At 67.6% G+C, this 22,612-nt stretch carries 23 protein-coding genes; 10 read left to right on the top strand and 13 right to left on the bottom strand.

The annotated features are described in order from the left end of the window. Positions 1-2 precede the first annotated feature (2 nt). On the bottom strand, positions 3-572 hold the full coding sequence (locus G6N56_RS23110) for a TetR/AcrR family transcriptional regulator (protein WP_085255593.1): 570 nt from the start codon (positions 570-572) through the stop codon (positions 3-5). A gap of 60 nt (positions 573-632) precedes the next feature. Between G6N56_RS23110 and G6N56_RS23105 the strand changes: the two genes are divergently transcribed. Then, a complete protein-coding gene (locus G6N56_RS23105; RefSeq protein ID WP_085255592.1) occupies positions 633-1,529 on the top strand; it encodes a TauD/TfdA dioxygenase family protein in 897 nt (298 codons plus the stop codon). A 4-nt stretch (positions 1,530-1,533) separates the two neighbouring features. Here the strand turns inward: G6N56_RS23105 and G6N56_RS23100 are convergent, their stop codons facing one another. The 3 genes from G6N56_RS23100 to guaB all read right to left on the bottom strand — a co-directional run bounded on the left by G6N56_RS23100 (position 1,534) and on the right by guaB (position 6,071). Further along, positions 1,534-3,270, bottom strand: a complete 1,737-nt coding sequence (locus G6N56_RS23100; RefSeq protein ID WP_085255591.1) for a GMC oxidoreductase — start codon at positions 3,268-3,270, stop codon at positions 1,534-1,536. Positions 3,271-3,334: 64 nt separating this feature from the next. Next, complete coding sequence (locus tag G6N56_RS23095) at positions 3,335-4,462, bottom strand: GuaB3 family IMP dehydrogenase-related protein (RefSeq protein ID WP_085255590.1); 1,128 nt, start codon at positions 4,460-4,462, stop codon at positions 3,335-3,337. A gap of 7 nt (positions 4,463-4,469) precedes the next feature. Beyond that, the gene (gene guaB / locus G6N56_RS23090; RefSeq protein ID WP_085255622.1) at positions 4,470-6,071 is read right to left on the bottom strand and encodes an IMP dehydrogenase; all 1,602 of its coding nucleotides are present in this window, start codon (positions 6,069-6,071) and stop codon (positions 4,470-4,472) included. A 174-nt stretch (positions 6,072-6,245) separates the two neighbouring features. Here guaB and G6N56_RS23085 point away from each other — a divergent pair, with 174 nt between their 5' ends. Next, positions 6,246-6,656, top strand: coding sequence for a DUF5319 domain-containing protein (locus tag G6N56_RS23085; RefSeq protein WP_085255589.1), 411 nt, complete (start codon positions 6,246-6,248; stop codon positions 6,654-6,656). A 7-nt stretch (positions 6,657-6,663) separates the two neighbouring features. Here G6N56_RS23085 and G6N56_RS23080 read toward each other — a convergent pair whose 3' ends face one another. The 3 genes from G6N56_RS23080 to G6N56_RS23070 form a co-directional block, all read right to left on the bottom strand. Beyond that, entirely contained in the window at positions 6,664-7,473 is an 810-nt protein-coding gene (locus tag G6N56_RS23080; RefSeq protein ID WP_408632648.1) for an anti-sigma-D factor RsdA, read from the bottom strand. Beyond that, positions 7,460-8,035, bottom strand: coding sequence for a sigma-70 family RNA polymerase sigma factor (locus tag G6N56_RS23075; protein WP_085255587.1), 576 nt, complete (start codon positions 8,033-8,035; stop codon positions 7,460-7,462). The genes G6N56_RS23080 and G6N56_RS23075 overlap by 14 nt, the downstream gene beginning before the upstream one ends. Positions 8,036-8,117: 82 nt before the next feature. Beyond that, positions 8,118-8,924, bottom strand: coding sequence for a hypothetical protein (locus tag G6N56_RS23070; protein WP_085255586.1), 807 nt, complete (start codon positions 8,922-8,924; stop codon positions 8,118-8,120). Between the two features lie 363 nt (positions 8,925-9,287). Here G6N56_RS23070 and whiB3 point away from each other — a divergent pair, with 363 nt between their 5' ends. Beyond that, positions 9,288-9,596 carry a redox-responsive transcriptional regulator WhiB3 gene (gene whiB3 / locus G6N56_RS23065; protein ID WP_085255585.1) on the top strand — a complete coding sequence of 103 codons (309 nt, stop codon included), beginning with the start codon at positions 9,288-9,290 and terminating at the stop codon, positions 9,594-9,596. A gap of 54 nt (positions 9,597-9,650) precedes the next feature. Next, complete coding sequence (locus tag G6N56_RS23060) at positions 9,651-10,052, top strand: styrene oxide isomerase (RefSeq protein ID WP_085255584.1); 402 nt, start codon at positions 9,651-9,653, stop codon at positions 10,050-10,052. A gap of 321 nt (positions 10,053-10,373) precedes the next feature. Here G6N56_RS23060 and G6N56_RS23055 read toward each other — a convergent pair whose 3' ends face one another. Continuing rightward, positions 10,374-10,874: an STAS domain-containing protein gene (locus G6N56_RS23055; RefSeq protein ID WP_232069134.1), complete on the bottom strand. Its 501-nt coding sequence runs from the start codon at positions 10,872-10,874 to the stop codon at positions 10,374-10,376. Between the two features lie 279 nt (positions 10,875-11,153). Between G6N56_RS23055 and G6N56_RS23050 the strand changes: the two genes are divergently transcribed. The 5 genes from G6N56_RS23050 (at position 11,154) to G6N56_RS29275 (ending at position 16,748) form a co-directional block, all read left to right on the top strand. Further along, positions 11,154-11,984 carry a GAF and ANTAR domain-containing protein gene (locus G6N56_RS23050; RefSeq protein ID WP_085255583.1) on the top strand — a complete coding sequence of 277 codons (831 nt, stop codon included), beginning with the start codon at positions 11,154-11,156 and terminating at the stop codon, positions 11,982-11,984. 467 nt (positions 11,985-12,451) lie between these two features. Further along, a complete protein-coding gene (locus tag G6N56_RS23045) occupies positions 12,452-13,642 on the top strand; it encodes a glycosyltransferase (protein ID WP_085255582.1) in 1,191 nt (396 codons plus the stop codon). Continuing rightward, positions 13,639-14,661: a glycosyltransferase gene (locus G6N56_RS23040; RefSeq protein ID WP_085255581.1), complete on the top strand. Its 1,023-nt coding sequence runs from the start codon at positions 13,639-13,641 to the stop codon at positions 14,659-14,661. The genes G6N56_RS23045 and G6N56_RS23040 overlap by 4 nt, the downstream gene beginning before the upstream one ends. After that, positions 14,658-16,136 carry a glycoside hydrolase family 130 protein gene (locus G6N56_RS23035; protein ID WP_163645163.1) on the top strand — a complete coding sequence of 493 codons (1,479 nt, stop codon included), beginning with the start codon at positions 14,658-14,660 and terminating at the stop codon, positions 16,134-16,136. Before G6N56_RS23040 ends, G6N56_RS23035 begins: the two co-directional genes overlap by 4 nt. 120 nt (positions 16,137-16,256) lie before the next feature. Next, a complete protein-coding gene (locus G6N56_RS29275; RefSeq protein ID WP_232069132.1) occupies positions 16,257-16,748 on the top strand; it encodes a hypothetical protein in 492 nt (163 codons plus the stop codon). A 364-nt stretch (positions 16,749-17,112) separates the two neighbouring features. On the opposite strand, the gene G6N56_RS23025 is transcribed toward G6N56_RS29275, so the two are convergent. From G6N56_RS23025 to G6N56_RS29270, 4 genes are all read right to left on the bottom strand, one after another. After that, positions 17,113-17,532 (bottom strand): hypothetical protein, encoded by a 420-nt coding sequence (locus tag G6N56_RS23025; protein ID WP_180150395.1) that lies wholly within the window; start codon positions 17,530-17,532, stop codon positions 17,113-17,115. 282 nt (positions 17,533-17,814) lie between these two features. Beyond that, on the bottom strand, positions 17,815-17,994 hold the full coding sequence (locus tag G6N56_RS23020) for a DUF6131 family protein (RefSeq protein WP_085255579.1): 180 nt from the start codon (positions 17,992-17,994) through the stop codon (positions 17,815-17,817). Positions 17,995-18,044: 50 nt separating this feature from the next. Beyond that, positions 18,045-18,218 carry a CsbD family protein gene (locus G6N56_RS23015; protein ID WP_085255578.1) on the bottom strand — a complete coding sequence of 58 codons (174 nt, stop codon included), beginning with the start codon at positions 18,216-18,218 and terminating at the stop codon, positions 18,045-18,047. A gap of 82 nt (positions 18,219-18,300) precedes the next feature. Continuing rightward, positions 18,301-18,753 (bottom strand): hypothetical protein, encoded by a 453-nt coding sequence (locus tag G6N56_RS29270; RefSeq protein WP_085255577.1) that lies wholly within the window; start codon positions 18,751-18,753, stop codon positions 18,301-18,303. A 248-nt stretch (positions 18,754-19,001) separates the two neighbouring features. Here G6N56_RS29270 and G6N56_RS23005 point away from each other — a divergent pair, with 248 nt between their 5' ends. Beyond that, positions 19,002-19,688, top strand: coding sequence for a TetR/AcrR family transcriptional regulator C-terminal domain-containing protein (locus G6N56_RS23005; RefSeq protein ID WP_232069384.1), 687 nt, complete (start codon positions 19,002-19,004; stop codon positions 19,686-19,688). 26 nt (positions 19,689-19,714) lie between these two features. Here G6N56_RS23005 and G6N56_RS23000 read toward each other — a convergent pair whose 3' ends face one another. Continuing rightward, on the bottom strand, positions 19,715-22,549 hold the full coding sequence (locus tag G6N56_RS23000; RefSeq protein ID WP_085255575.1) for a cation-translocating P-type ATPase: 2,835 nt from the start codon (positions 22,547-22,549) through the stop codon (positions 19,715-19,717). Between the last annotated feature and the right edge of the window lie 63 nt (positions 22,550-22,612).

The raw sequence follows: 22,612 nt of genomic DNA, 5'->3' as shown, positions 1-22,612 counted from the left end.
GTTCAGCGCGGCTGGACGATCCTGGCCGCCTCGGCGGCCACGGCCTCGCGCAGTTCGTCGTCGGTGAGGTCGGTGAGCCCGGCGGCCGAGCGCAGGAACGGCGCGAACAACCGCCAACCGAACTGCAGCGCAAAGGCATTGGCGACGGCCAGCCGGGCGCTGCGCTCGTCGGGGTGGCTCGCGCGGATGCGGTCCAACAGCTGCGCGGCGCCCGGGAACCGCGTCTGCAGCTGCCCGGCCGGGTAGCCGTCGAGCAGTGTGCGGGCCATCACCCGCAGGTGCCGGTCCAGTGCCCGTTCGGCGTCCGCCGCGGACGGATCGCTTTCCAGCAGCGCGGTGGTGGTGGCGCCGAGGTGGTCGAGCACCGCGCCGACCAGCTGTTCCTTGGTGCCGAAGTGCCGGAACACCAGGCCGTGGTTGACGTTTGAGCGGGCGGCGATGTCGCGGATCGAGGTCGCGGCCGGGCCGCGTTCGGCGAACAGGTCGGTGGCCGCCTCCAGGATCGCCGCGGCCACCTCCTCGCGGCCGGTGGGGATCTTGCGGCGCGCAACGCTTGCCGATCCTGTAGTCATACGTCTACACTAGCCGATGTAGTCACATGACTACAGCCGATTTCACGAAGGACGATTCGCATGACACAGCCGGTATCCGTCACCAAGCTGGGCAGCCGTATCGGCGCCCGGGTCGACGGCGTGCGCCTCGGGGGCGACCTGGACGAGAGCACCGTGGAGGCGATCCACCAGGCGCTCCTCACGCACAAGGTGATTTTCTTCCGCGGCCAGCACCACCTGGACGACCAGCAGCAGCTGGCGTTCGCCGGGCGGCTGGGCACGCCGATCGGCCACCCGGCCGCGAGCGCCTTCGGCGCCGACACGCCGATCATCACGCCGATCAACTCCGAGTGGGGCAAGGCCACCCGCTGGCACACCGACGTCACGTTCGCCGCCAACTACCCCGCGGCCTCGATCCTGCGGGCGGTCACCCTGCCCCGCTACGGCGGGTCGACCCTGTGGGCCAACACCGCGGCCGCGTACGAGCAGCTGCCCGGCGCGCTGCGCGCCCTCGTCGAGAACCTGTGGGCCCTGCACACCAACCGCTACGACTACGTCAACATCAACGCCGACGCCCTGACCGACGCGCAGCGCGCGTTCCGGCAGGCCTTCGAGAAGGCCGACTTCCGCACCGAGCACCCCGTGGTGCGCGTGCATCCCGAGACCGGCGAGCGCACGCTGCTGGCCGGCGACTTCGTGCGCGGCTTCGTCGACTTCGACAGCCACGAGTCAACCGTGCTGCTGGACCTGCTGCAGCGGCGGATCACGGTGCCGGAGAACACCATTCGCTGGAATTGGGAAGCCGGCGACGTCGCCATCTGGGACAACCGGGCAACCCAGCACCGGGCGATCGACGACTACGACAACCAGGCCAGGCTGATGCACCGCGTCACGCTGATGGGCGACGTGCCCGTCAACGTGCACGGCGAGCGCAGCCGGGTGGTCAGCGGCGCGCCGCTCAGCGCGGTGGCGAGCTAAGTGCTCAGCCCGCGCTGCTCACCGGCGTGACCGGCAGCCACCGCAGCCCGCCCGGCGCCTGCGCCGGCACCACCGGGCGCTCCGGCGCGATCGGCGCCATCCGCCGGTAGGCGTCGCCCTGCAGCGGCCGCTCGTCGTTCTCGCCCTTGTTCGGCCAGAGCGAGGCGGCCCGCTCGGCCTGCGCGGTGATCGACAGCGACGGGTTGACGCCCAGGTTGGCCGAGATCGCGGCGCCGTCCACCACGTACAGGTTCGGGTAACCCCAGACGCGGTGGTAGGGATCGATGACGCCCCGGTCGGGGCTGTCGCTGATCGCCGCGCCGCCGAGGAAGTGGGCGGTCAGCGGGATGTTGAACAGCTCGCCCCAGGTGCCGCCGGCCACGCCGTCGATCTTTTCGGCGATGCGGCGGGTGACCTCGTTGCCGACGGGATTCCAGGCCGGGTTGGGGTCGCCGTGGCCCTGCTTGCTGGTGTACCAGCGGATGCCCAGCTTGCCACGCTTGGTGTAAGTGGTGATCGAGTTGTCCAGGTGCTGCATAACCAGGGCGATCAGCGTGCGCTCGCTCCACTGGTGGACATTGAGCATGCGCAGCATGCGGCGCGGGTCGTCGGCGGCCTGCTGCAGCAACTGCTTCCAGCGCGGCACGTCGGTGCCGCCGGGCCCGGTGCCGTCGGTCATCAGCGTCTGCAGGAGGCCCATCGCATTGGAACCCTTGCCGTACCGGCACGGTTCGACGTGGGTGTCCCCCGTCGGGTGGATCGACGAGGTGATCGCCACGCCGTGCGTCAGGTCGAGGTCCGGCGTGGCCTCCAGCCGGCCGGCGCCGACGATCGACTCGGAGTTGGTCCGGGTCAGCACGCCCAGGCGGTCGGACAGGCGCGGCAGCTTGCCCCGGTCGCGCATCTTGAACATCAGGTGCTGCGTGCCCCACGTGCCGGCGGCCAGGATCAGGTTCTCGGCGGTGAAGGTGCGCCGGTCCCGGCGCAGCCAGCTCCCGGTGCGCACCGTGCGCACCTCCCACAGCCCGTCCGGGCGCTGCTCGAAGCCTTTCACGGTGGTCATCGGAATGACCTCGGCGCCGGCCGATTCCGCGAGCCCGAGGTAGTTCTTGAGCAGCGTGTTCTTCGCGCCGTAGCGGCAGCCCGTCATGCAGCAGCCGCACTCCAGACAACCGGTGCGGTCGGGGCCCGAGCCGCCGAAGTACGGGTCCGGCACCGTCTTGCCCGGGGTCTTGATGCCGTCGGGCCCGAAGAACACCCCGACGGGCGTGGGCACCCAGGTGTCGCCGCAGCCCATGTCGTCGGCGACCTGTTTGAGCACCTTGTCCGCGTCGGTGACCGTCGGGTTGGTCACCACCCCGAGCATCCGCTGCGCCTGGTCGTAGTGCGGCATCAACTCGTCGCGCCAGTCCGTGATGTGCGCCCACTGCCGGTCTTTGAAGAACGGGTCCGGCGGCACGTACAGCGTGTTGGCGTAGTTCAGGGAGCCGCCGCCCACCCCGGCGCCGGCGAGGATCATCACGTTCTTCAGCGGGTGGATCCGCTGGATGCCGTAGCAACCGAGCCGCGGCGCCCACAGGAACTTGCGCAGGTCCCAGGACGTCTCGGCGAAGTCCTCGTCAGCGAAGCGGCGACCAGCCTCCAATACGCCGACGCGGTAGCCCTTCTCGGTCAGCCGCAGGGCGCTGACGCTCCCCCCGAACCCCGAACCGATGATCAGAACGTCGTAATCCGGCCTCATCGCACCAGTATGGCCATACCGGCCGGTAATAAACCAGCGAGCATCGCCTTAGCTGGCGTCGCGCTCAGCTACCGACGGCCAGGCCGACCTTCTGGAATTCCTTGAGGTCGCAGTACCCGGCCTTGGCCATCGACCGGCGCAGCCCGCCGACCAGGTTCAGGGTGCCGAACGGATCGTCGGACGGGCCGCCCAGGACCCGCTCCAGCGGCGGGCGCTCGCCCACGGCGATCTGCAGCAGCGCCCCGCGGGGCAGCGACGGGTGCGCCGCGGCGGCCGGCCAGAACCACCCCTCGCCGAGCGCCTCGGCGGCCTCGGCCAGCGGCGTCCCCAGCATCACCGCGTCGGCGCCGCAGGCGATCGCCTTGGCCAGCTCGCCCGAGGTGTGGATGTCGCCGTCGGCCAGCACGTGCACGTAGCGTCCGCCGGTCTCGTCGAGGTACTCGCGGCGCGCGGCGGCGGCGTCGGCGATGGCGGTTGCCATCGGCACGCTGATACCCAGCACCTCGTCGCTGGTGGTGACGCCCTGGGTGGAGCCGTAGCCGACGATGACGCCGGCGGCGCCGGTGCGCATCAGGTGCAGCGCGGTGCGGTGGTCGAGCACCCCGCCGGCCACCACCGGAACGTCGAGCTCGGAGATGAACGTCTTCAGGTTCAACGGCTCGCCGTCGCTGGCGACCCGCTCCGCCGACACGATCGTGCCCTGGATGACCAGCAGGTCGATGCCGGCCTGCAGCAGCACCGGGGTCAGCGCCTGGGCGTTCTGCGGGCTGACCCGCACCGCCGTGGTCACCCCGGCCTCGCGGATCCGCGCGACCGCGGATCCCAGCAGGTCGGGGTTCAGCGGCGCCGCGTGGAACTCCTGCAGCAGCCGGATCGCCGCCGACGGCTCGGGCTCCTTGCTCGCGGCCTCGACCAGCTGGGCGATCTTGGCCTCGACGTCCGCGTGCCGGCCGATCAGGCCCTCGCCGTTGAGCACGCCCAGGCCGCCCAGGCGGCCGAGTTCGATGGCGAACTCCGGTGAGACCAGCGCGTCGGTCGGGTGGGCCAGCACGGGGATCTCGAAGCGGTACGCGTCCAGCTGCCAGGCGGTCGACACGTCCTGCGACGAGCGGGTGCGCCGCGCCGGCACGATGCTGATTTCGCTCAGTTCATAGGTGCGACGGGCCGTACGACCCATCCCGATCTCGACCATCACAGCCTCAGCGCGCGAAGTAGTTGGGCGCTTCGACGGTCATCGCGACGTCGTGCGGGTGGCTCTCGCGAAGACCGGCGGCGGTGATCCGGACGAATTGCGCCTGCTGCAGCGACTCGATGGTCGGTGAGCCGGTGTAGCCCATCGCGGCGCGCAGGCCGCCGGTGAGCTGGTGGATCACCGAGGCCAGCGGGCCGCGGAACGGCACCCGGCCCTCGATCCCCTCGGGCACCAGCTTGTCCTCGGAGAGGGCGTCGTCGGCGAAGTAGCGGTCCTTGGAGAACGACTTGCCCGCCGCTCCCGAGGATCCCCTGCCGGCCATGGCACCCAGCGACCCCATGCCGCGGTAGCTCTTGAACTGCTTGCCGTTGACGAAGATCAGCTCGCCCGGCGCCTCGGCGGTGCCCGCGAGCAGGGAGCCGAGCATGGTGGTCGACGCGCCGGCGGCCAGCGCCTTGGCGATGTCCCCCGAGTACTGCAGCCCGCCGTCCGCGATGACCGGGACGCCCGCCGGCCGGCAGGCCGCGACGGCCTCCAGGATCGCGGTGATCTGCGGCGCGCCGACACCGGCGACCACCCGGGTGGTGCAGATCGAGCCCGGCCCCACCCCGACCTTGACCGCGTCGGCGCCCGCGTCGACCAGGGCGGCGGCCGCGGCGCGGGTCGCGACGTTGCCGCCGATCACCTCGACCCGGTCGCCGACCTCGGCCTTGAGCTTGCCGACCATGTCGAGCACCAGCCTGTTGTGCGCGTGCGCGGTGTCGACGATCAGGACGTCGGCGCCCGCGTCGACCAACATCATCGCGCGGACCCAGGCGTCGCCGCCGACGCCGACGGCGGCGCCCACCAGCAGCCGCCCGTCGCTGTCCTTGGTGGCCAGCGGGTGCTGTTCGGTCTTGACGAAGTCCTTGACGGTGATCAGCCCGGTCAGCCGGCCGTGGCCGTCGACGACGGGCAGTTTCTCGATCTTGTGGCGGCGCAACAGACCCAGCGCCGCGTCGGCGCTGACGCCCTCCTGGGCGGTGATCAGCGGGGCCTTGGTCATCACCTCGGCGACCGGCCTGGACTGGTCGACCTCGAATCGCATGTCCCGGTTGGTGATGATGCCGACGAGCGCGCCCGAGTCGTCGACCACCGGCAGCCCGGAGATGCGGAACCGGGCGCACAGGGCGTCGACCTGAGCCAGCGTGTTGTCCGGCCGGCAGGTGACCGGGTCGGTGACCATGCCGGCCTCGGAGCGCTTGACCATCTCGACCTGGCCGGCCTGCTCGGCGACCGGCAGATTGCGGTGCAGCACGCCCATGCCGCCCGCGCGGGCCATCGCGATGGCCATCCGCGACTCGGTGACGGTGTCCATCGCCGAGCTGACCAGCGGCACCTTCAGCCTGATCTTCCTGGTGAGCTGGCTGGACGTGTCGGCGGTGGCGGGAACCACATCGGAGGCCGCGGGCAGCAGCAACACGTCGTCGAAGGTGAGACCCAGCATCGCCACCTTGTGCGGGTCGTCCCCACCGGTGGGCACCGGGTCGTCGGCCAGCCCGCCCATCCGCAGGTACGGACTGGCGACCAGGTCTGAGCTGTCTTCCAGGTTGGACATGCCACGGGACATTCGGGAGGCCTCCATACGCGCGCGGAGTGAGAACCCCATCCTATCGGCTCAAAACCCCGCGGCACTCGCTTGCTCTGGCGCGCCGCCCGGGCCGAATCGGCGCGGCCGAAATGATCCGGCAAGGCGGTGTCGCGCTGCTGGCGTTTTGACGGCCCCCCTGCGTAGGCTGTAGGCGTGCGCGACCACCTCCCACCGGGTTTGCCACCCGACCCCTTCGCCGATGACCCGTGCGACCCGTCGGCGGCCCTCGAAGCCGTCGAGCCAGGGCAGCCGCTGGATCAACAAGAGCGGATGGCGGTGGAGGCCGACCTGGCGGATCTCGCGGTTTACGAAGCGCTGTTGGCGCACAAGGGCATTCGCGGACTCGTCGTGTGCTGCGACGAGTGCCAGCAGGACCACTACCACGACTGGGACATGTTGCGGGCCAACCTGCTGCAGCTGCTGATCGACGGCACCGTCCGCCCGCACGAGCCCGCTTACGACCCGGAGCCGGACGCCTACGTCACGTGGGATTACTGCCGGGGGTACGCCGACGCCTCGCTGAACGAGGCGACGTCAGACGCGGACGGATTCCACCGGCGCTAGGCGCCGATCACGGGTCGGTGGCCGGCGCCACCGGGCTGGTTGTCTGGCCGTGATGGTGGTGGTGCTGGCGCCCCGAGGACGGGCTCGTCGTGGGACTTCCCGACACGCTCGGCGACGGTGAAGTGCTCGGTTGCGGGGACGGCGTAGGCGTCGTCGTCGGCGTCCAGCTTTGAGCCGGCGACGACGGGAGCGTCGGCGAGGCGGCCGGGGGCGGCAGCGTGGCGTTGGGGTTGCGGGATTGGACCCGCGTGTTCAGCAGATTGACCTGATCCATGAGATTGTGCCGGTCGGCCCCGTCGTTCATCGACTGCACGGTGCTGCTGACCTCGGCCAGCTGGTTGTGGGCCTGGTCCCACTGGCCGTCGTCGATCATTTGCTGAACCTTGGCCAGGTCCGCCTTGGCCGACAGCATGATCTGGTTCTCGTTGACCCTCGGCTGGTCGAAGAACATCGCGTGCAGCCCGTACAGCGTGTCGCCAGGCCGGGCCTCCACCACCATGGCGCCGAACCCGCTGAGGACCAGCAGGGCCGCGGCGACAGACCCGACAGTCGCCAGGCCGCGCCGGCCGCGGCGGCGGACCGCCAGCCCGTCGTGCAGCGCCCGGATGGCCTCCTCCGGCGCCACCAGTGCGCTGGCCGGCGGCCACCGCAGGTTGTCACGCCAGTCCTCGAGGAGCGTGGTCAGCACGTCCTCGTCGGGGTCCTCGAGGCGGACCGGCCGGCGCTCGGCGAGCGCGTCGAGCAGCAGGTCGGTCTGGGCCAGCTCGTCCAGGGCGGGCTGGTCGCCGAAGCCATAACCGAATTCAGGCACAGTCACCTGCCGCAACGATCTCGGACTTGAGCCGCGACAGCGCGCGGTGCTGCGCCACCCGGACGGCTCCGGGGGTGCTGCCGACGGCGGCGGCGGTCTCCTCGGCGGACAGGCCGACGACCACGCGCAGGATCAGGATCTCCCGCTGCTTGGCGGGGAGGATTTCGAGCAGCTCGCTCATCCGGCTGACCGAGTCGGCCTCGATGGCCCGCTGCTCCGGGCCCGCGTCGGGTGACCAGCGCTCCGGCAGCGATTCAGCCGGGTAGGCGAGGTCGCGGCCGGCGGCGCGGTGGGCGTCGGCCACCTTGTGGGCCGCGATGCCGTACAGGAAGGCCAAGAATGGGCGTCCCCGGTCGCGATAGCGAGGCAGTGCCGTGATGGTGGCCAAACACACCTCCTGAGCTACGTCGTCGGCTGACAGACCACCCCGATCGACGGTGCCGACTCGCGCTCGGCAATATCTGACGACGATCGGACGGATGGTCTCCAGCACCTCCCGTAGTGCGTTCCGGTCCCCCGCCACGGCCTCCGCAACCACAGCGTCGAGACGTTCCCCTTGAATTGTCATCGACGGCGGTATCTCCAACGTTACGAACGGGACACATCGCGGGCTAACTCACGGCAATGACAATAACGGCCCGAATGGCGTTTTAAGCGGAACGCCAGGTCCCACCGGCGTGGCGCACCTGGCCTGCACAGATATCGCGAATATTCTGCAGCTTTCGTGCTGAAAACGTGACGCTTCCGATATCGATCAGCAAGCAGGCGAGCGCCCAGCGAAGGGGTAGCAATCCCAACCGTCCGGCGTCGTCGAGCGCCGGTTCGGCGACCGCGCGGGCGCGCTCGATGTCGCCCGCGCTGCACAGCGCGGCAGCGAGCACGACGTCGCTCTTGAGCCGGTGCCGGGCCGAGACCGGGGCAACCAGTTCGACCGCCGCGGCGGCGTGTCCGACGGCGGCCTCGCCATCCCCGCATGCCATGGCCAGCTCGGCGGACACCCAGCGGCGGCGCACCGGGAGGCGGTCGGGCACCGCCGCGCCCGCGAGCACCTCGTCCGCGCGCTCCAGCAACACCCCCGCGGCCGCGAAGCGGCCGATGCCCAGCGCGTCGGCCGCGAGCCCGATCAGGGCGTCGGCGCGGGCCTCGGCATCCCCGCCGGCCAGCGCCAGCGCCCGGCCGTCCCAGCCGCGCGCCAAAGTGTGCCAACCCTGTTGGCGCAGAAACGATCCCTGGGTGCTGTGCGCCAGCGAAAGCAACCGCCGGTCACCGGTGCGGCGCAGGGTCGCGAGGTCCCGATAGGCGCTGCCATACCGGCCCTGGCCACCGCACGCGACCGCACGCAGCCACAGTTGATGCGGAGTGGTCGCCGTCGGGAGGGGCCAGCGGCCGGGACGGTCGCCGAAGGCGGCGGCGGCCAGCTGCCGGTCCACGCTGCGACTGTGACGCGTTTCAATCATGGTGACCAGTAAACAGTTTGTGGTGTCCGTGTTACCAAATTGTTAATCACCACTATCCCTGTACTAATAGCCTCTCCGACTCTCGCGCGCCCTGAGCTGGGCAATCTCGATCCGGCCAAGTTGCCTGGTAGCACGGCTGTCGTTCGGCGAATGCGTTGCAGATGAACGCGGCGTAAATTCTCCTCCAACCGTTACATACTTTGCCCATCTAACTGGCTATTGACGACAATTCATTGACACACCTAAGTTCAACGATTGACAGGTAGTCATCGGTGACGCCACTCCAATATCAGATACACACATCCATTCTCGGACGCTTGGCGGACCTCACTTGGCGTGCCGTGCAGAGAGGGAACGAACCACATGCCACAGCCGGAGCAGCTACCTGGCCCCAACGCCGACATCTGGAACTGGCAACTGCAGGGCCTGTGCCGCGGCGTCGACTCCTCGATGTTCTTTCACCCCGACGGCGAGCGCGGCCGGGCACGCATGCAGCGCGAGCAGCGCGCCAAGGAGATGTGCCGGCGCTGCCCGGTGATCCAGGAGTGCCGTTCCCACGCGCTCGAGGTCGGTGAGCCCTACGGCGTGTGGGGAGGACTGTCCGAATCCGAGCGCGACCTGCTGCTGAAGGGCGACATCGGCCGCACCCGCGGCATCCGCCGCACAGCGTAGAAAGTTTGCCGATTTTCGGCTGCGGCCTTCGGGCCGCACCGATACTGTGGCCCCATGCAGGCGGTGCTGTTCCGGCTGGGGCTGATGTTGTTCCTGATTGGTTTGCTCACCGGATTCGCCGTCCCGGCGTTGAAAAACCCGCGGATGGCGCTGTCGAGTCACCTCGAGGCGGTCTTCAACGGCATGTTCCTCGTGCTGCTCGGCCTGCTCTGGCCGCACGTCGACCTGCCGCACGATCTCGGAGTCACCGCGGTGGTGCTGATCGTCTACGCGGCCTTCGCGAATTGGCTCGCGACGCTGCTGGCCGCGGCGTGGGGCGCCGGCCGAAAACTCGCTCCCATCGCCGCGGCCGGTCACGAGGCCCCGGCGGCGAAGGAACGGGTCGTCGGCTTCCTGCTGATCTCCCTCGCGGTCGCGATCGTGGTCGGCGTGGGCATCGTCATCGCCGGGCTCTGAATCGTCGCTCGGCGCCGGCGCGACACATCAACCACGCCGACGCCACGCCGCCCGGCTTCCGCCGCGCGAGCGGCGACCCGACCGTCCCGAGGTTCGCTCCGACGGACCGGCGAAACTGGTCACCACCAGCAACGCCACGAAGCAGCCCAGCGTCTGGGACCTCCGCGCGGAAAACCGTGGGCTTTCATCCACGACCCCCAAGTCGGACGTCGACCGGTTCTGGCGGTCATGACCGTGGCCGTGCCCACCCTCGTCGTCGGGCGTTCCGATATCGCGGTCTCGGTGGCATCGAATCACGGCCGGTAAGCGCGCTGGTCGTGATCAGACTTGCCTCCTCGGCGTTTCTTGCGCCGCCTCGGGATGGTCCGCGTCGGACGCCGATCCCTGGAAGCGGGCCACCGCCGCACCGACGGTGTTGACTACCGGTAGCCAGCCGTCCGGATCGCAGATTCGTAACAGTAGGGATACCGCAGCGCCCGGCACCAGGGCCCAGTCCAGTCCGGCGCGCGCGCAACTCACCGAGATTCGGTGCAGCGCCGAAAAGCCAGCGGCGCCAAAGAATTCCAGACAGGTCAGATCAAGGATCAGCCCCCGGCACCGCGCCAGGCGGGCGAGGACATACTCGGTGAGGGTGCGCGCGTTCGTCTGGTCGATATCGCCGTGGGCGCTCACAATGGCCACCGACGACTTCATCCAGTGCGCATCCCATCGTGCTAACTGACCCCTGCCCTGCGAGCGGGAAATGGCGCCATCGAGCTCCGCGGAAGAGGGCAACAACGAATCGGCCATGGGTGACCCAGTCATGCGGGCGATCACCGTCATGCCAGGCTCGGAGCCGAGCGCTCCTAGGGTTCAGCGGCGTGCGGCTAGAACCTGTCCGGACTGCTGAGATTCTCAGCAATTATCACCGTACAGCGGTTGGCGCTTCGGCGCAGGTATCGGCCCTCCTGCCCAAATCAGAAAGTTGCCAGCCAACTTCGCTTCATACCGGCCCGCCAATCTCGCCTTAGGATGAGAGTTATCCGGCGGCGGCTGCGCCCCGGGCACATGGCTGGTCGCGGGTGACGTGGGCTCAGCAAGATTATGAGACAGGTACCGGCGATGGCGAAATTCACCGAGGACACTGACAGGGGGCCGTCGGCGCGGACACCGGAGCAGCTCAGTGACGATGACGTCGATTTGCGGGCGGCGATCAGCAATCTCGCGGGTCTGATCGTCGACCATCGTCGCTTGCCTGAGTTGCTGGCGCAGGTAGCAACATTCGCTGTGCGTGCGATACCGGGAGCCGATGGCGCGGGGGTCACGTTGCTGAATGTCGACCGGGCGGACAACATGGTCGCGGCGTTGGCCGCCAGCGCTCCCTTCGTCGCCGAGATTGACGAAATTCAGTACGTCATCGTCAATGAGGGGCCCTGCATCACCGCGGCCCTGGAACGTCGCACTGTGCGCTCAGGGTCGTTGGGTGGGGAGAAGATGTGGCCGCGATTCGGTCCACGCGTAGGCAGGTTGGGGGTGCACAGCGCGCTGTCACTACCGCTGTTGCTGCCGGATCGGGTGGTCGGCGCGATCAACGTATATGCCTACGGCAAAGACGTTTTCGATGAGCACGCCGCCGAATTCGGGGAGTTGTACGCCAAACCAGCTGCTGTCGCCGTATACAACGCGCAGATCCTCGCGGACGCGCTCGCTCTGACCACCCAATTACAGACGGCGTTGTCCGTCCGCCCGGTGATCGATCAAGCAATCGGCCTCATCCGCGGACGTACCGGGCGCAGCGCCGAGGACGCGTTCACCCAGCTGCGGACGATGAGCCAATCTGAGCACCGCAAGTTGGTTGATGTGGCGCAACAGATGGTCGATGAAGCAGTGCGCCGCGCCCGCGCCCGCGCCCGACCTGAGCCGGAAAGCCAGCCGACGTGCCATAACAAGTGAGGAGCAGTCCCGGATCCGGCCCTCCCCTTGCACGGCGCCGGAGACTTGATCGCGCTCGGGAGCGTGCAGTGGAGCAGTCCACGCGTGAGGTCACCGCCGCCTACCTCGCGTAGCTCGTGACTTCGCCTCGATCAGGCTGCCGGGCCCGGCCGAACGGCGCTCTACGGCAGGCGTTTTCGAGGCGACGGTCATCAATCAGGCGATCGGCACCCTCGTCGACCAGGGCCGTACCCCCGAGTAGGCCGAGCGGCACTCACGACAGAGGGTGCCGACGCCGGTATCCTTCGGCGCGCGGCCTGCTCTGCGCATCCCGGCCGGGCTCAAGGCGCGGTGGCCAGTCGCCGGGGTGTAGCCTGAGTACGTTGGGAACCCAGCCCGCCCGGGATGAGGTCAGCCGTCCGCCGCCGATCTCGTAGAGCGTCAGCTCGCGCCGGACACACCGGTGACAACCGTCCGTCGGGATCACCTTGAGCGCTCCGCCCACCCTTGAAGCATCCTTCGAAGCATCGAATATCCGCCTTGCCGGCCAAGGCTCTTCGGACGCGACGCGTTTCGGCATTCTCAGTACGTATCCACCGACACCGTGCGGGCTGGCGACCTTCACCGCAGCCCTGTCGAAAGAGTTGTGCGCAAACGGTTCTGATGTCAGCATCGTCCGGGTTGCCGACGGGTCGTTGTGTTCTGACGCTCGGGTGATCGGAGAGCTGGTAAACGGTTCCGAGACATCCGTGGCTGCAACCTCGGAACTGCTGAACGAGAGCGACATCGCGGTCGTGCAGCATGAGTACGGCATCTACGGCGGTGCCGACGGCGACGAGGTGGTGGATATCATCGGCGGGCTGCACATCCCGTCGATCGTGGTCGCCCACACGGTCCTCAAAGAGCCGACCCCGCATCAGCGTTCGGTGCTCGGGACGATTGCGGCGATGGCGGATCAAGTGGTTGTGATGTCGGAGGCGGCCCGGCACCGCCTGTGTCTCGGCTTCGACGTCGATCACCGAAAAGTCACCACCATCGCCCACGGTGCGGCCGTCGTGAGGGACAACGCCCTCACGCGTTCGGGCAGACCGACGCTGTTGACCTGGGGGCTGCTGGGACCGGGGAAAGGCATCGAGCGGGTCATCGAGGCGATGGGTTCGCTGCGCGAGCTCCATGGCCGGCCGCTTTACCTCATTGCCGGGCGCACCCACCCAAAGGTTCTGGCCGCCGACGGTGAGGCATACCGCGACGCTCGTGCCGAACAGGCGCGGCGCACCGGCGTAGCAGACTCGGTGCGCTTCGACGCAAACTACCGCGACGTGTCGTCGCTGACGGCGCTGGTTCGGTCCTCGGCCGTGGTTGTGCTGCCCTACGACTCCACGGACCAGGTCACTTCCGGTGTTCTGGTCGACGCAATCGCGAGCGGGCGGCCGGTCGTCGCCACCGCCTTTCCGCACGCCGTCGAACTGCTCGGCAGCGGAGCGGGCATCGTCGTCGATCACGATGATCCCGATGCGCTGACATCCGCGCTGCGCCGAGTGCTGACCGATCCGCGCCTCGCCGGCTCCATGGCCGCGGAAGCCCGCCGGTTGGCCCCGACGATGGCTTGGCCGGTGGTGGCCAATGCCTATCTTATTCTGGCACAACGGATTATCGCTAAACGTCGGGCGCTGGTGTGACCGCCACCACGCCGGAGCCCATATTCGACCACCTGTTGCGTTTGACAGACCGCCGCGGAACATTCGAGCATGCCCTTTTCACCGAACCCCGGCGCGAGCACGGCTACTGTACCGACGACATGGCCCGGGTTCTCGTCGTCGCAACCCGGGAGCCCAACCCTGACGGGCAAGTGAAAGGTCTTGCCGGCATTGCCGTGCGGTTCCTGAACGACGCGCAGTCCTACGCGGGTCCATGCCGAAACCGGATGGACAGTCAGGGCCGTTGGGAGGACGAGCCCTCGCTGGAGGACAGCTGGGGGCGCTGCATCTGGGGACTGGGAACTGCCGCCGCGCACAGTGACGTTGGCCTGGTTCGCCGGTTGGCCGTCATTCAGTTCGAACGCGCCGCGAAGGTGCGATCGCCGTGGCCTCGGGCGATGGCGTTCGCGGCGCTGGGCGCCGCCGAACTCCTCTCGGTCGATCCCGGGCATCGGGCAGCACGCGAACTCCTCACCGACTACGCCAAGACCGTGGCCAAACCGAGCGGCGACGCGACCTGGCCATGGCCTGAGCCGCGACTCACCTACGCGAATGCGGTCCTCCCCGAGGCGATGATCGCCGCCGGCGTGGCGCTCGACGATTCGACATTGCGTGACCAGGGCCTGGATCTGCTGGGTTGGCTGGTCGGATACGAGACGCGAGAGGGTCACCTCTCGCCCGCTCCCGCAAAGGGTAGAGGACCTGACGACCTTCGGCCCGCGTTCGATCAGCAACCGATCGAGGTATCCAGCGTCGCCGACGCGTGCGTGCGTGCCGCTGCAGTTGACACCGGTTCGATCTGGCCCGAGGGGGTCCTGGCCGCCGCGGCCTGGTTCATGGGTGTCAACGACGCGCAACAGCTCATGTGGGACCCCGAGACCGGCGGCGGATTCGACGGCCTGCGTGCCGATGGCGTGAACCACAACCAGGGTGCGGAGTCGACACTGGCTGTGCTCTCGACGATGCAGCACGCCAGACGCTTCTCGACTGTGCGGCAATGACTTTCGCGCAGGCTGCGGTCGCCACCCGCAGCCCCGTAAGGCTCATGGCCAACTCGTCGCGGGTCATCACCCGGCTCTTCGTGCCGGGCCAGGAAGGTTTCGAACACCAGGAGTCCCGCGCGGGAGCGGTGCTGTCGCGAATCCTCGCCCTCGACGAGGGGCAGGTGCGGTCTTCGCTGGACGACGTCGTCGTCCGCTTCGACGGGCGGCACCGCGATCTTGCCGGCGTCTTCCGACGACACGCCCGTGAACTGGCCGATCGGCTGGATCCCGGCAAAGAAATCTCCGAAGCGCGACAGTTGTTGCTGGGCGCCGCATTCACGAGTGAATACGCCATTGAGGGTGCGGCGTTGTGCAACCCCAGCATCGTGCCCCATCCCGACCAGGCCGGAACCGTCGCAGGCGGCCTGCGGTTCGTGATGAGCGTCCGGGGCATCGGCGAGGGGCACCACTCGTCCATCGGGTTCCGGACCGGCGTCATCGACGCCGCCGGCCGCGCCACGATCGACGATCCGGCTCCGTACGCCACCGCAGGAGCGCCCAAGCCCGCCCTCCTCGATGCGGCCGTCTTCCGCAGCGAACTCACCCGGCTCGACGACGCCGGGGAGGCCGCCGACTACATCCTCGACCGGCTCGGCCAGAGCTTCACCTGGGCCGCTCTCGATCAACAACTCGCCCAGCTCCAGACTCATCTGAGCACCCGCGCGCACGCCGAGGAGACGATCTCCGCATTCCGCAGCATCGCCGAACGGACGTATGCCGTCGAGTTCACTGACCGCATAGCACTTTCCGAGCGCGTCTTGTGGCCCTCGATGGGCGCAGAGCAGGGCGGCATGGAGGATGCGCGCTTCGTCCGTTTCATCGACGACGACGGTTCCATCACTTTCTATGCCACCTACACGGCCTACAGCGGCTCCCACATCAGCCAGCAACTCCTCACGACCACAGATTTCCAGTCCTTCACCTCCGAGCCGATCGTCGGGACCGCCGCCGCCAATAAAGGTCTAGCGCTGTTTCCTCGCCGGATTCGCGGTCGCTTCGCCGCCATGTCCAGATCAGATCGCGAATCGAATACGGTTGCTTACTCCGATCGTCTGTCCGTTTGGACGAGCGCGCTCCCCTGCCAGAGCCCGACCCGAGCCTGGGAGGCGTTACAACTCGGGAACTGCGGTCCGCCCATCGAAACCGAGGCCGGGTGGCTGTTGCTCACCCACGGCGTCGGACCGATGCGCACCTACCGCATCGGGGCGATTCTGCTTGATCTCGACGATCCGACGCGCATCCTTGGCCAGCTGCCGCAACCGCTACTGAGCCCCGCCACCGATGAGCAGGACGGCTACGTGCCCAACGTGGTCTACTCCTGCGGCGCGCTGGTCCACGCCGACACCCTGGTGCTGCCGTACGGTATCGCCGACGCCGCCATCGGTATCGCCACCGTGCCGCTCCCCGAACTCCTTGCAGCACTGAAGCCCTGAGGCCCAAGGCATTTCAGACAGTTCCCGCATGCCCAGCATTATCTCAATATTGTTGACATACGGCGTCGAAGGGCATCTAATGGACACATATCGGAAAACCGCTATCGCCAGAACTGAGTTTTGCCGGCGGATCAACGTATTTTCCGTCGGTTCCCGGGAAATCGGCTCGAACACCGCGCGGCGACGGGCGTCGGCAAGGACGGCGAGTGTCCGGCGGTTCTAAGGAGAACGATTACGATGAAACCCGACAACGAGCAACGAGATGCCTTCGGCGAGAACGTCCTTCACGTCGGTCCGGGTTTCAAGGAATACGAGCGCCCGCTCGTATTGGAGGCGTTGTCGACGCTGGGTCCGCACCTGCTGGGACGATGGGATCCGCGGGACATCGATGTGGAGGTCTCGTTGCAGGACCGCGGCGGCAAGGAGCAGCGTGTCACTTTGCGTACGAGCCTGCCCGGCCGTCCGCCGCTCGTCGCGGTCGCTCAGAATCCGGACATCACCCGCGCCGTCTGCGATGCCAAGCGTGAGCTGATCCGGCAACTTGAACACCAGAAGTCGGCGCGGGACCCCATGAGCAACCGCCGGCGCAACAACGCGACGATCCGCCACTAGGTTCTAGCGCCACGCCATTGTCGATCGGCCCTGTTTGCACGAGCAACGACGAACAGCTCGCTTCCGCGGGCAGATAGAGCGACGGTCATGACGCACATCATCGAAGCGCGAGTTACCGGCAGCCACGCCGCCATGAGCCGACTACGTTAACGCGACCGGCTACCGGCCATACTTGACCGTTCACGAAGTACTCCGTGCGGGTATACGCCCCGCCACCGGATGGAAAGTTAGGCCGCGGCACAGTCTGCGTGGAGTTCCGAAAGCGGGGCAACCAAAGGACGGGCGTAGCGACGGGAAGTCTGTGCGCTGCCTTGAGTGTTGGGGGGTCATGAAACCGCCGCGCAGACGTCGGACGTCGGGGAAGTCACCCCGCTTTAGGTATCCGTGGTTGGTCTGGTCGGCCAGCGGCATCTCCGCGCGGCGTATCGCTGATCGAAAAGTCCGGATCGATCTTGTCGGCGCGCTCGAACTCCCGGTTCACCTCATCGCGGGAAGTAGCCGCGTCAGTGCGACGTGCTTGCGCCTGGTGTTGTAGGCCGGCCGAGTGTGCCGCCATGGCTTCGGCCTCGGCTTGCGCGGCGGGGGCCTTGGCTGCCGTCTCGTCAGCAAGCGCTTCGCGTTGCGCGACCTCGTGGGACTGTTCGACGGCTTTGTCGCGGATGTCGCCGGCTTGGACGCGGCGGTGTTCGGTGCGTTTCTTGCGCGCATTCCACGCGATTGCGGTGATGAGTAGGGCTGCCGCGACAATGACGACAATGATCCAAACGATACTGCTGGTAGCCATTTCGGCTCCCTGACTGGTTGAGCGGGTTGAATATTTGCGTAGCTCTCGAATATTTGAGTAGCTCAAATTGCGCTGTGGGTGTTACGGATTGGGCTGTGGGTGTTACGGATTGGACGGGGCACGTGCTGCCGTCACCTTGGGTGATCGATACCCCACGCGACCCGGCATGGTCGGCTCCGCCTGGGCGTCAACCGCCGGGACGGCGGCGACGTTGAAGTCGTCGGGGCCGGCCCGGTGGGTTACGCCTGATCGGTTAGTTACGCCCGATCGGTTAGTAATCGGTTAGTAGTAGTGACGGTGTCCGCCGACGGCGTGTCCCATTCGTCCCATCAGCATCAATATCAGGCCGACGACGAGGAGGATGACCCCGAGGACCAAAACGACATGGGCGAAGGCGAAGGTGGGAACGAGGCTAGGGAGGAGGAGACCGAGGACAATAAGGATGATTCCGAGAATGATCATGACGGTTACCTGGTTTCTGAGTGGAACTCTGGCAGAAGGATTGCCGGGGGTCAGTGTTTGAAGGCGTCTTTGATCTTGGCCCCCGCTTGTTTGGTGTTGCCCTTGAACTGATCGACGCGTCCCTCGGTGCGCAGGCGGGTGTTTCCCGTGGCGCGACCGTAGATCTTCTTGGTGGCGCCCTTGGCCCCTTCGAGTTTGTGGGCGATCTTTCTGCCTATGCTCATATCTCTTACCTACCTTGAGGATTCGTTGTTTCAGGGGTCGCAGCTCACGACTGAGAAGTGCCCGAATGAGCTGGATCGAGGCTTATCGACGCCCGCCGCCGACACGCGGCGCTGTCGGTTGTCGACCCCGCGACCAGCGACCGAGGAGAGAACCCCTCTTCCCCCTCGGTCGGGCCGTGGCCAATTCTGAGTTCACCGTCGGGCCGGTGGCCGCGCCGACAGGCTGGTGTTCGAAGTCGTGGTCTCGGTTCACAAACGCCGATTCGCGCCGGGACCTTTGAAGTTCGCGACGAGCGTCGCGCCCGCGGCCGGCGGTACGGCGTGCACCGGCGAGCAGCACGCTCATACCGAGCATCGCCAGCGCGCCGATCACGATCCCGAAGAGGAACAGGGTGCCGGTCGACCCGGTGACGTGATAGCCCAGCACCGAGAAGTTCTCGCTCAACGGGTGAGCGGCCCCCGCGTTGTTCAGCACGCCAAGAAAGCCGACAACCACGGCGAAGAGTAGAACAGCTAATCCAATAATGACAATCACGTCGAGGTCTCCAATTGCAGTGCTTGATGTCCATTACACGCCACAGGTACGGTGCTGTCAACAGTGTTGACCTACAGCGTTTGCTAACATCGTGAACGCTGCCGTGTTTAGGCTCGGTGGCCGCTTCGATGACGAGCCAGGAGAGAGGGGCTCAGGCAATGACGAGACAATCGGAAGGCCCCGACGGCGGCACTGACGACGAAGGCCCGTCCGCAGCCGGCAGCGACAATGGTCAGCTCAACCGGTCGATGATCCTGCACACGGCGCTAAGAATCGTGGACCGCGACGGTGTCGACGGGCTGTCAATGCGCCGTCTCAGCGAAGCGGTGGGCCGCGATCCGGCGATGCTCTACCGGCACGTCCCCAACAAGGCCGCAGTGCTCGACGGGGTCGCGGAGATCGTGCTCGCACAACTAACCGTCGACAGTGCGGACCCGGACTGGGCCGGCCAACTGCGTACCGTCGCGCACAACTTCCGCCAACTGGCCCTGGTGCATCCCAACGTGGTGCCGCTCCTGGCCACGCGACCCTTGGCCACCCCGCTCGGGCAGCGCCCAGCAGGAATGCTGCGGCCGCTAGAGGGCGTCCTCGCACTGCTCACATCTGCCGGCTTCACCGGCGAGGATGCTCTGCACATGTATCGCGTGCTGTTCGGCTACCTGTACGGCCACATCCTCAATGAGTTGCAGGAGGTTATCGAGCGACCCGAGGAAACCGACCATGTGCTCCGGCTCGGTCTCCACCGGCTTGCAATCACCGAATTCCCTCAACTGCGTGCCCTGGCACCCGCCCTGGCCTCCTACGACGGCGCCGCCGAGTTAGACCGCTTCCTCGATTTGCTGCTCCCCGGCATGGCGGCAACCCTCACCGGTCGCGGCGGACAACTCCCGATCGCCGAAGACACCGACAAAGTCCGAGCCGCCACGCAGGCGTGATCATCACCGACGCGCGGTTGCCTCACTCACCAGCCGGCAAGACCGTCGGCTCCGTGCCGGCGCGCGCCGCTTCTTTGCCACCATCGGCGTAATTCGTCGGCGCCCCAGACAATGAACGGAAACGGGGCTACCAGCAGCAGTTGGCCGGCTGACAGCGCGGCGGTGCCGAACAGCGGGTGCAGGAACGGCATGTACACGAGGGTCAGAGCGAACGCAATCTCGGCCGCGATGCCGACGAGTAGCGCCGGATTGGTGAATACGCCGATCGCGCGTAGCGACGCGTGATCGGTGCGGGCCGCGAAGGCGGTGCCGATCTGGCAGGCCACAATACCCAGCCAGGCCACGGTGGTGGCTTGTTGGTAGGCGTGGTGCAGGGGACTGCCGACGCCGGTGTGGACCCCGGGTTGCCATCCGGCCCGGTGCAGAACGAGAACAAAGCCGCCCATCACCAAAGCCGCGGAGATGGCGCCCAGGAATGCCCAGGCACGCAGGAGCATCGATCCCCGGATGATCCCTTGCTTGGGTGGCCGCGGTGGCCGGTCCATCAAGCCCGGTTCGGCCGGTTCCCGCGACAGCGCGAGTGCGGGCAGGATGTCGGTGCCCAGGTCGATCGCGAGGATCTGCAACACGGTCAGCGGCAGTGGTATCGCGCCGCCGGAGACGGCGAACACCAGAAACGGCACAACCTCGGGGACGGCGTGCGTGAAGATGTAGAGGATGAATTTGCGGATATTGTCGTAGACCCGCCGACCCTCTTCGACCGCGACGACGACGGTGCCGAAATCGTCGTCGGTGAGAACCATTGTGGCGGCTTCGCGGGCAACGTCGGTGCCGGAGCGGCCCATGGCTACGCCGATGTCCGCGCGGTGCAGGGCAGGGGCGTCGTTGACGCCGTCGCCGGTCATGGCGACGACCTGCCCTTGGGCCCGCAGCGCATCGGCGATGCGCAGCTTCACCTCCGGTGAGCTGCGGGCGAAGATGATTTCGCGGTCACCGGAAAGCAACTTGTCAAGTTCGGATTCACTGAGTGCGTCGAGTTGTTCCCCGGTGACAATATGGGTTCCCGCCGAACCGATCCCGACGCGGCGAGCGATTTCGGCTGCGGTCAGGCCGTTGTCCCCGGTGACCACGTGGATGCGGATCCCGGCGCGATGCGCCCGGTTGATCGCGTCAAGGACCTGAAGCCGGGGAGGATCGAACATCGCGACCAACCCGAGCAGACACAGCCCGTTCTCCGCATCGGCGCGGGTGAGGCCGGCCACGGCGTCGCCGTCAACTCGCCGGCGGGCGATCGCCAGTATCCGCAGTCCCTGCGCGGCGAAGTGGTCGATCAACCCGCTCAGGCGGGTCCGGTCGAGGTCCGTGAGGTCGCGGTGCCCGCCACCGACCTCCGCGATAGTCGTGCACCACGGCAACACCGTTTCTGGTGCGCCCTTGGTATGCACGGCGACGTGTCCGTCGTGTTCGACATCTACCGTCGACATCCGGCGCAGGTGGGGGTCGAAGTGAAACACCGCCCGTCGAGCGGTGTCACGATCGTGCAGATCGAGGGCCACACCGACGGTGCGGGCAAGTTCGAGCAACGCGAGCTCGGTGGGATCCCCGGTCGTCGACCCCGAGGGTTGAGAGGCCAATTCGGCAGTGGTGCACACGGCCGCGGTGTAGGCGAGCGCCCGCAGTTCGGGCGATGCGGTTGGTGCGCCGCCGTTTTCGAGGTCGATCTCACCACCGGGCAGCCAGACTGTGGTCACCCGCATCCTGTTCTCGGTCAGCGTGCCGGTCTTGTCCGTGCAGATCACCGTCGTCGACCCCAGCGTCTCCACGGCCGAGAGGCGCTTGACCACGGCGCCGCGCCGGGCGAGATCGCGCACGCCCACCGCCAGCGCCAGGGTGATGGTGGGCAGCAGCCCCTCGGGCACATTGGCGACGATCAGCCCGATCGCGAACGTCGCCGCGGGCGCCCAGCCCAGACCGGCGGCAACACCGGCCGGCAAGAACACCAGTCCGGACCCGACCGCGACCAGCGCGATCAACCAGGCCACCCGCTGGACCTGTCGCTCGAGCGGGCTGTCGGTACGGCCGGTGCGCTGGCTCAGCGCGGCGATCCGGCCCAGTTCGGTGTGCGCGCCGGTTCCGACGATCACCGCCCGCGCTTCCCCTTCGATGCAGGTTGTGCCGCTGAACACGAGTTCCCGAGCCTGCAGCGCGGGTCCCGTCACGTCGAGTTGATCAGCGGACCGGGCCGCCGGAAGCGACTCGCCGGTCAGCGTTGACAGGTCCACCTCCAGCTCACCGTCGATGATCCGGCCGTCGGCGCAGACCCGATCGCCCTCCGAGATGAGCAGTACGTCGCCGGGCACCAGGGTGCGCGCCTCAACCTCGACCCGCTGGCCGTCCCGCAGCACGTGGGCGTGGGTGGGCAGATACGCGGCCAGCGCCTCCACCGCCCGTTCCGCCTGCAGTTCCTGGACGAACGCAAAACCGGCGTTCAACACGATCACCGCGACGATCGCCGCCGCAAGGACCGGCGTCCCCGTCAACCAGGCCAACACGGCCGCGACAACCAGCACCAAGGCCAGCGGGTGGGTGACTTGCTTGAGCAGTTCACCCGGCCACCGTGGGACCGAACTGCGCGGCAGCGCGTTTGGCCCGTACACGAGCAGCCTCCGCTCGGCCTCCCGGGCGGACAACCCCGATTCCGAGGTTCGCAGGTCGCGGAACAACAGACTCAGCGACTCTCTCGGATCCGTAGCTCCATCCGCCGCCGCGGTATCGCCTACGGCGGGTCCGGTTGGCGACGCGTGGACCGGCGGGCCGCCGGCCGGCTCACCCGTGCGGGCGGTGTTATCACCGATGCTCATTGCCGAATCCTTCGCCGCCGCCGGTGAAACCAGTATCAGGCGATCGGGTTCACGAGAGCCAGG

Origin of the sequence: Mycobacterium saskatchewanense (assembly GCF_010729105.1) — a bacterium.
GTDB classification, from domain to species: Bacteria; Actinomycetota; Actinomycetes; order Mycobacteriales; family Mycobacteriaceae; genus Mycobacterium; species Mycobacterium saskatchewanense.
The sequence above is the reverse complement of the archived record's forward strand: the minus strand, read 5'-3'. Positions and strand labels throughout refer to the sequence as shown.

Bases quoted from the DNA above. Each gene is read 5' to 3' on its own strand.
- G6N56_RS23110 (WP_085255593.1), bottom strand. From the start codon at position 572: ATGACTACAGGATCGGCAAGCGTTGCGCGCCGCAAGATCCCCACCGGC.
- G6N56_RS23105 (WP_085255592.1), top strand. From the start codon at position 633: ATGACACAGCCGGTATCCGTCACCAAGCTGGGCAGCCGTATCGGCGCC.
- G6N56_RS23100 (WP_085255591.1), bottom strand. From the start codon at position 3,270: ATGAGGCCGGATTACGACGTTCTGATCATCGGTTCGGGGTTCGGGGGG.
- G6N56_RS23095 (WP_085255590.1), bottom strand. From the start codon at position 4,462: ATGGTCGAGATCGGGATGGGTCGTACGGCCCGTCGCACCTATGAACTG.
- guaB (WP_085255622.1), bottom strand. From the start codon at position 6,071: ATGTCCCGTGGCATGTCCAACCTGGAAGACAGCTCAGACCTGGTCGCC.
- G6N56_RS23075 (WP_085255587.1), bottom strand. From the start codon at position 8,035: ATGACAATTCAAGGGGAACGTCTCGACGCTGTGGTTGCGGAGGCCGTG.
- G6N56_RS23070 (WP_085255586.1), bottom strand. From the start codon at position 8,924: ATGATTGAAACGCGTCACAGTCGCAGCGTGGACCGGCAGCTGGCCGCC.
- whiB3 (WP_085255585.1), top strand. From the start codon at position 9,288: ATGCCACAGCCGGAGCAGCTACCTGGCCCCAACGCCGACATCTGGAAC.
- G6N56_RS23060 (WP_085255584.1), top strand. From the start codon at position 9,651: ATGCAGGCGGTGCTGTTCCGGCTGGGGCTGATGTTGTTCCTGATTGGT.
- G6N56_RS23055 (WP_232069134.1), bottom strand. From the start codon at position 10,874: ATGACGGTGATCGCCCGCATGACTGGGTCACCCATGGCCGATTCGTTG.
- G6N56_RS23050 (WP_085255583.1), top strand. From the start codon at position 11,154: ATGGCGAAATTCACCGAGGACACTGACAGGGGGCCGTCGGCGCGGACA.
- G6N56_RS23035 (WP_163645163.1), top strand. From the start codon at position 14,658: ATGACTTTCGCGCAGGCTGCGGTCGCCACCCGCAGCCCCGTAAGGCTC.
- G6N56_RS23025 (WP_180150395.1), bottom strand. From the start codon at position 17,532: ATGGCTACCAGCAGTATCGTTTGGATCATTGTCGTCATTGTCGCGGCA.
- G6N56_RS23020 (WP_085255579.1), bottom strand. From the start codon at position 17,994: ATGATCATTCTCGGAATCATCCTTATTGTCCTCGGTCTCCTCCTCCCT.
- G6N56_RS23015 (WP_085255578.1), bottom strand. From the start codon at position 18,218: ATGAGCATAGGCAGAAAGATCGCCCACAAACTCGAAGGGGCCAAGGGC.
- G6N56_RS23005 (WP_232069384.1), top strand. From the start codon at position 19,002: ATGATCCTGCACACGGCGCTAAGAATCGTGGACCGCGACGGTGTCGAC.
- G6N56_RS23000 (WP_085255575.1), bottom strand. From the start codon at position 22,549: ATGAGCATCGGTGATAACACCGCCCGCACGGGTGAGCCGGCCGGCGGC.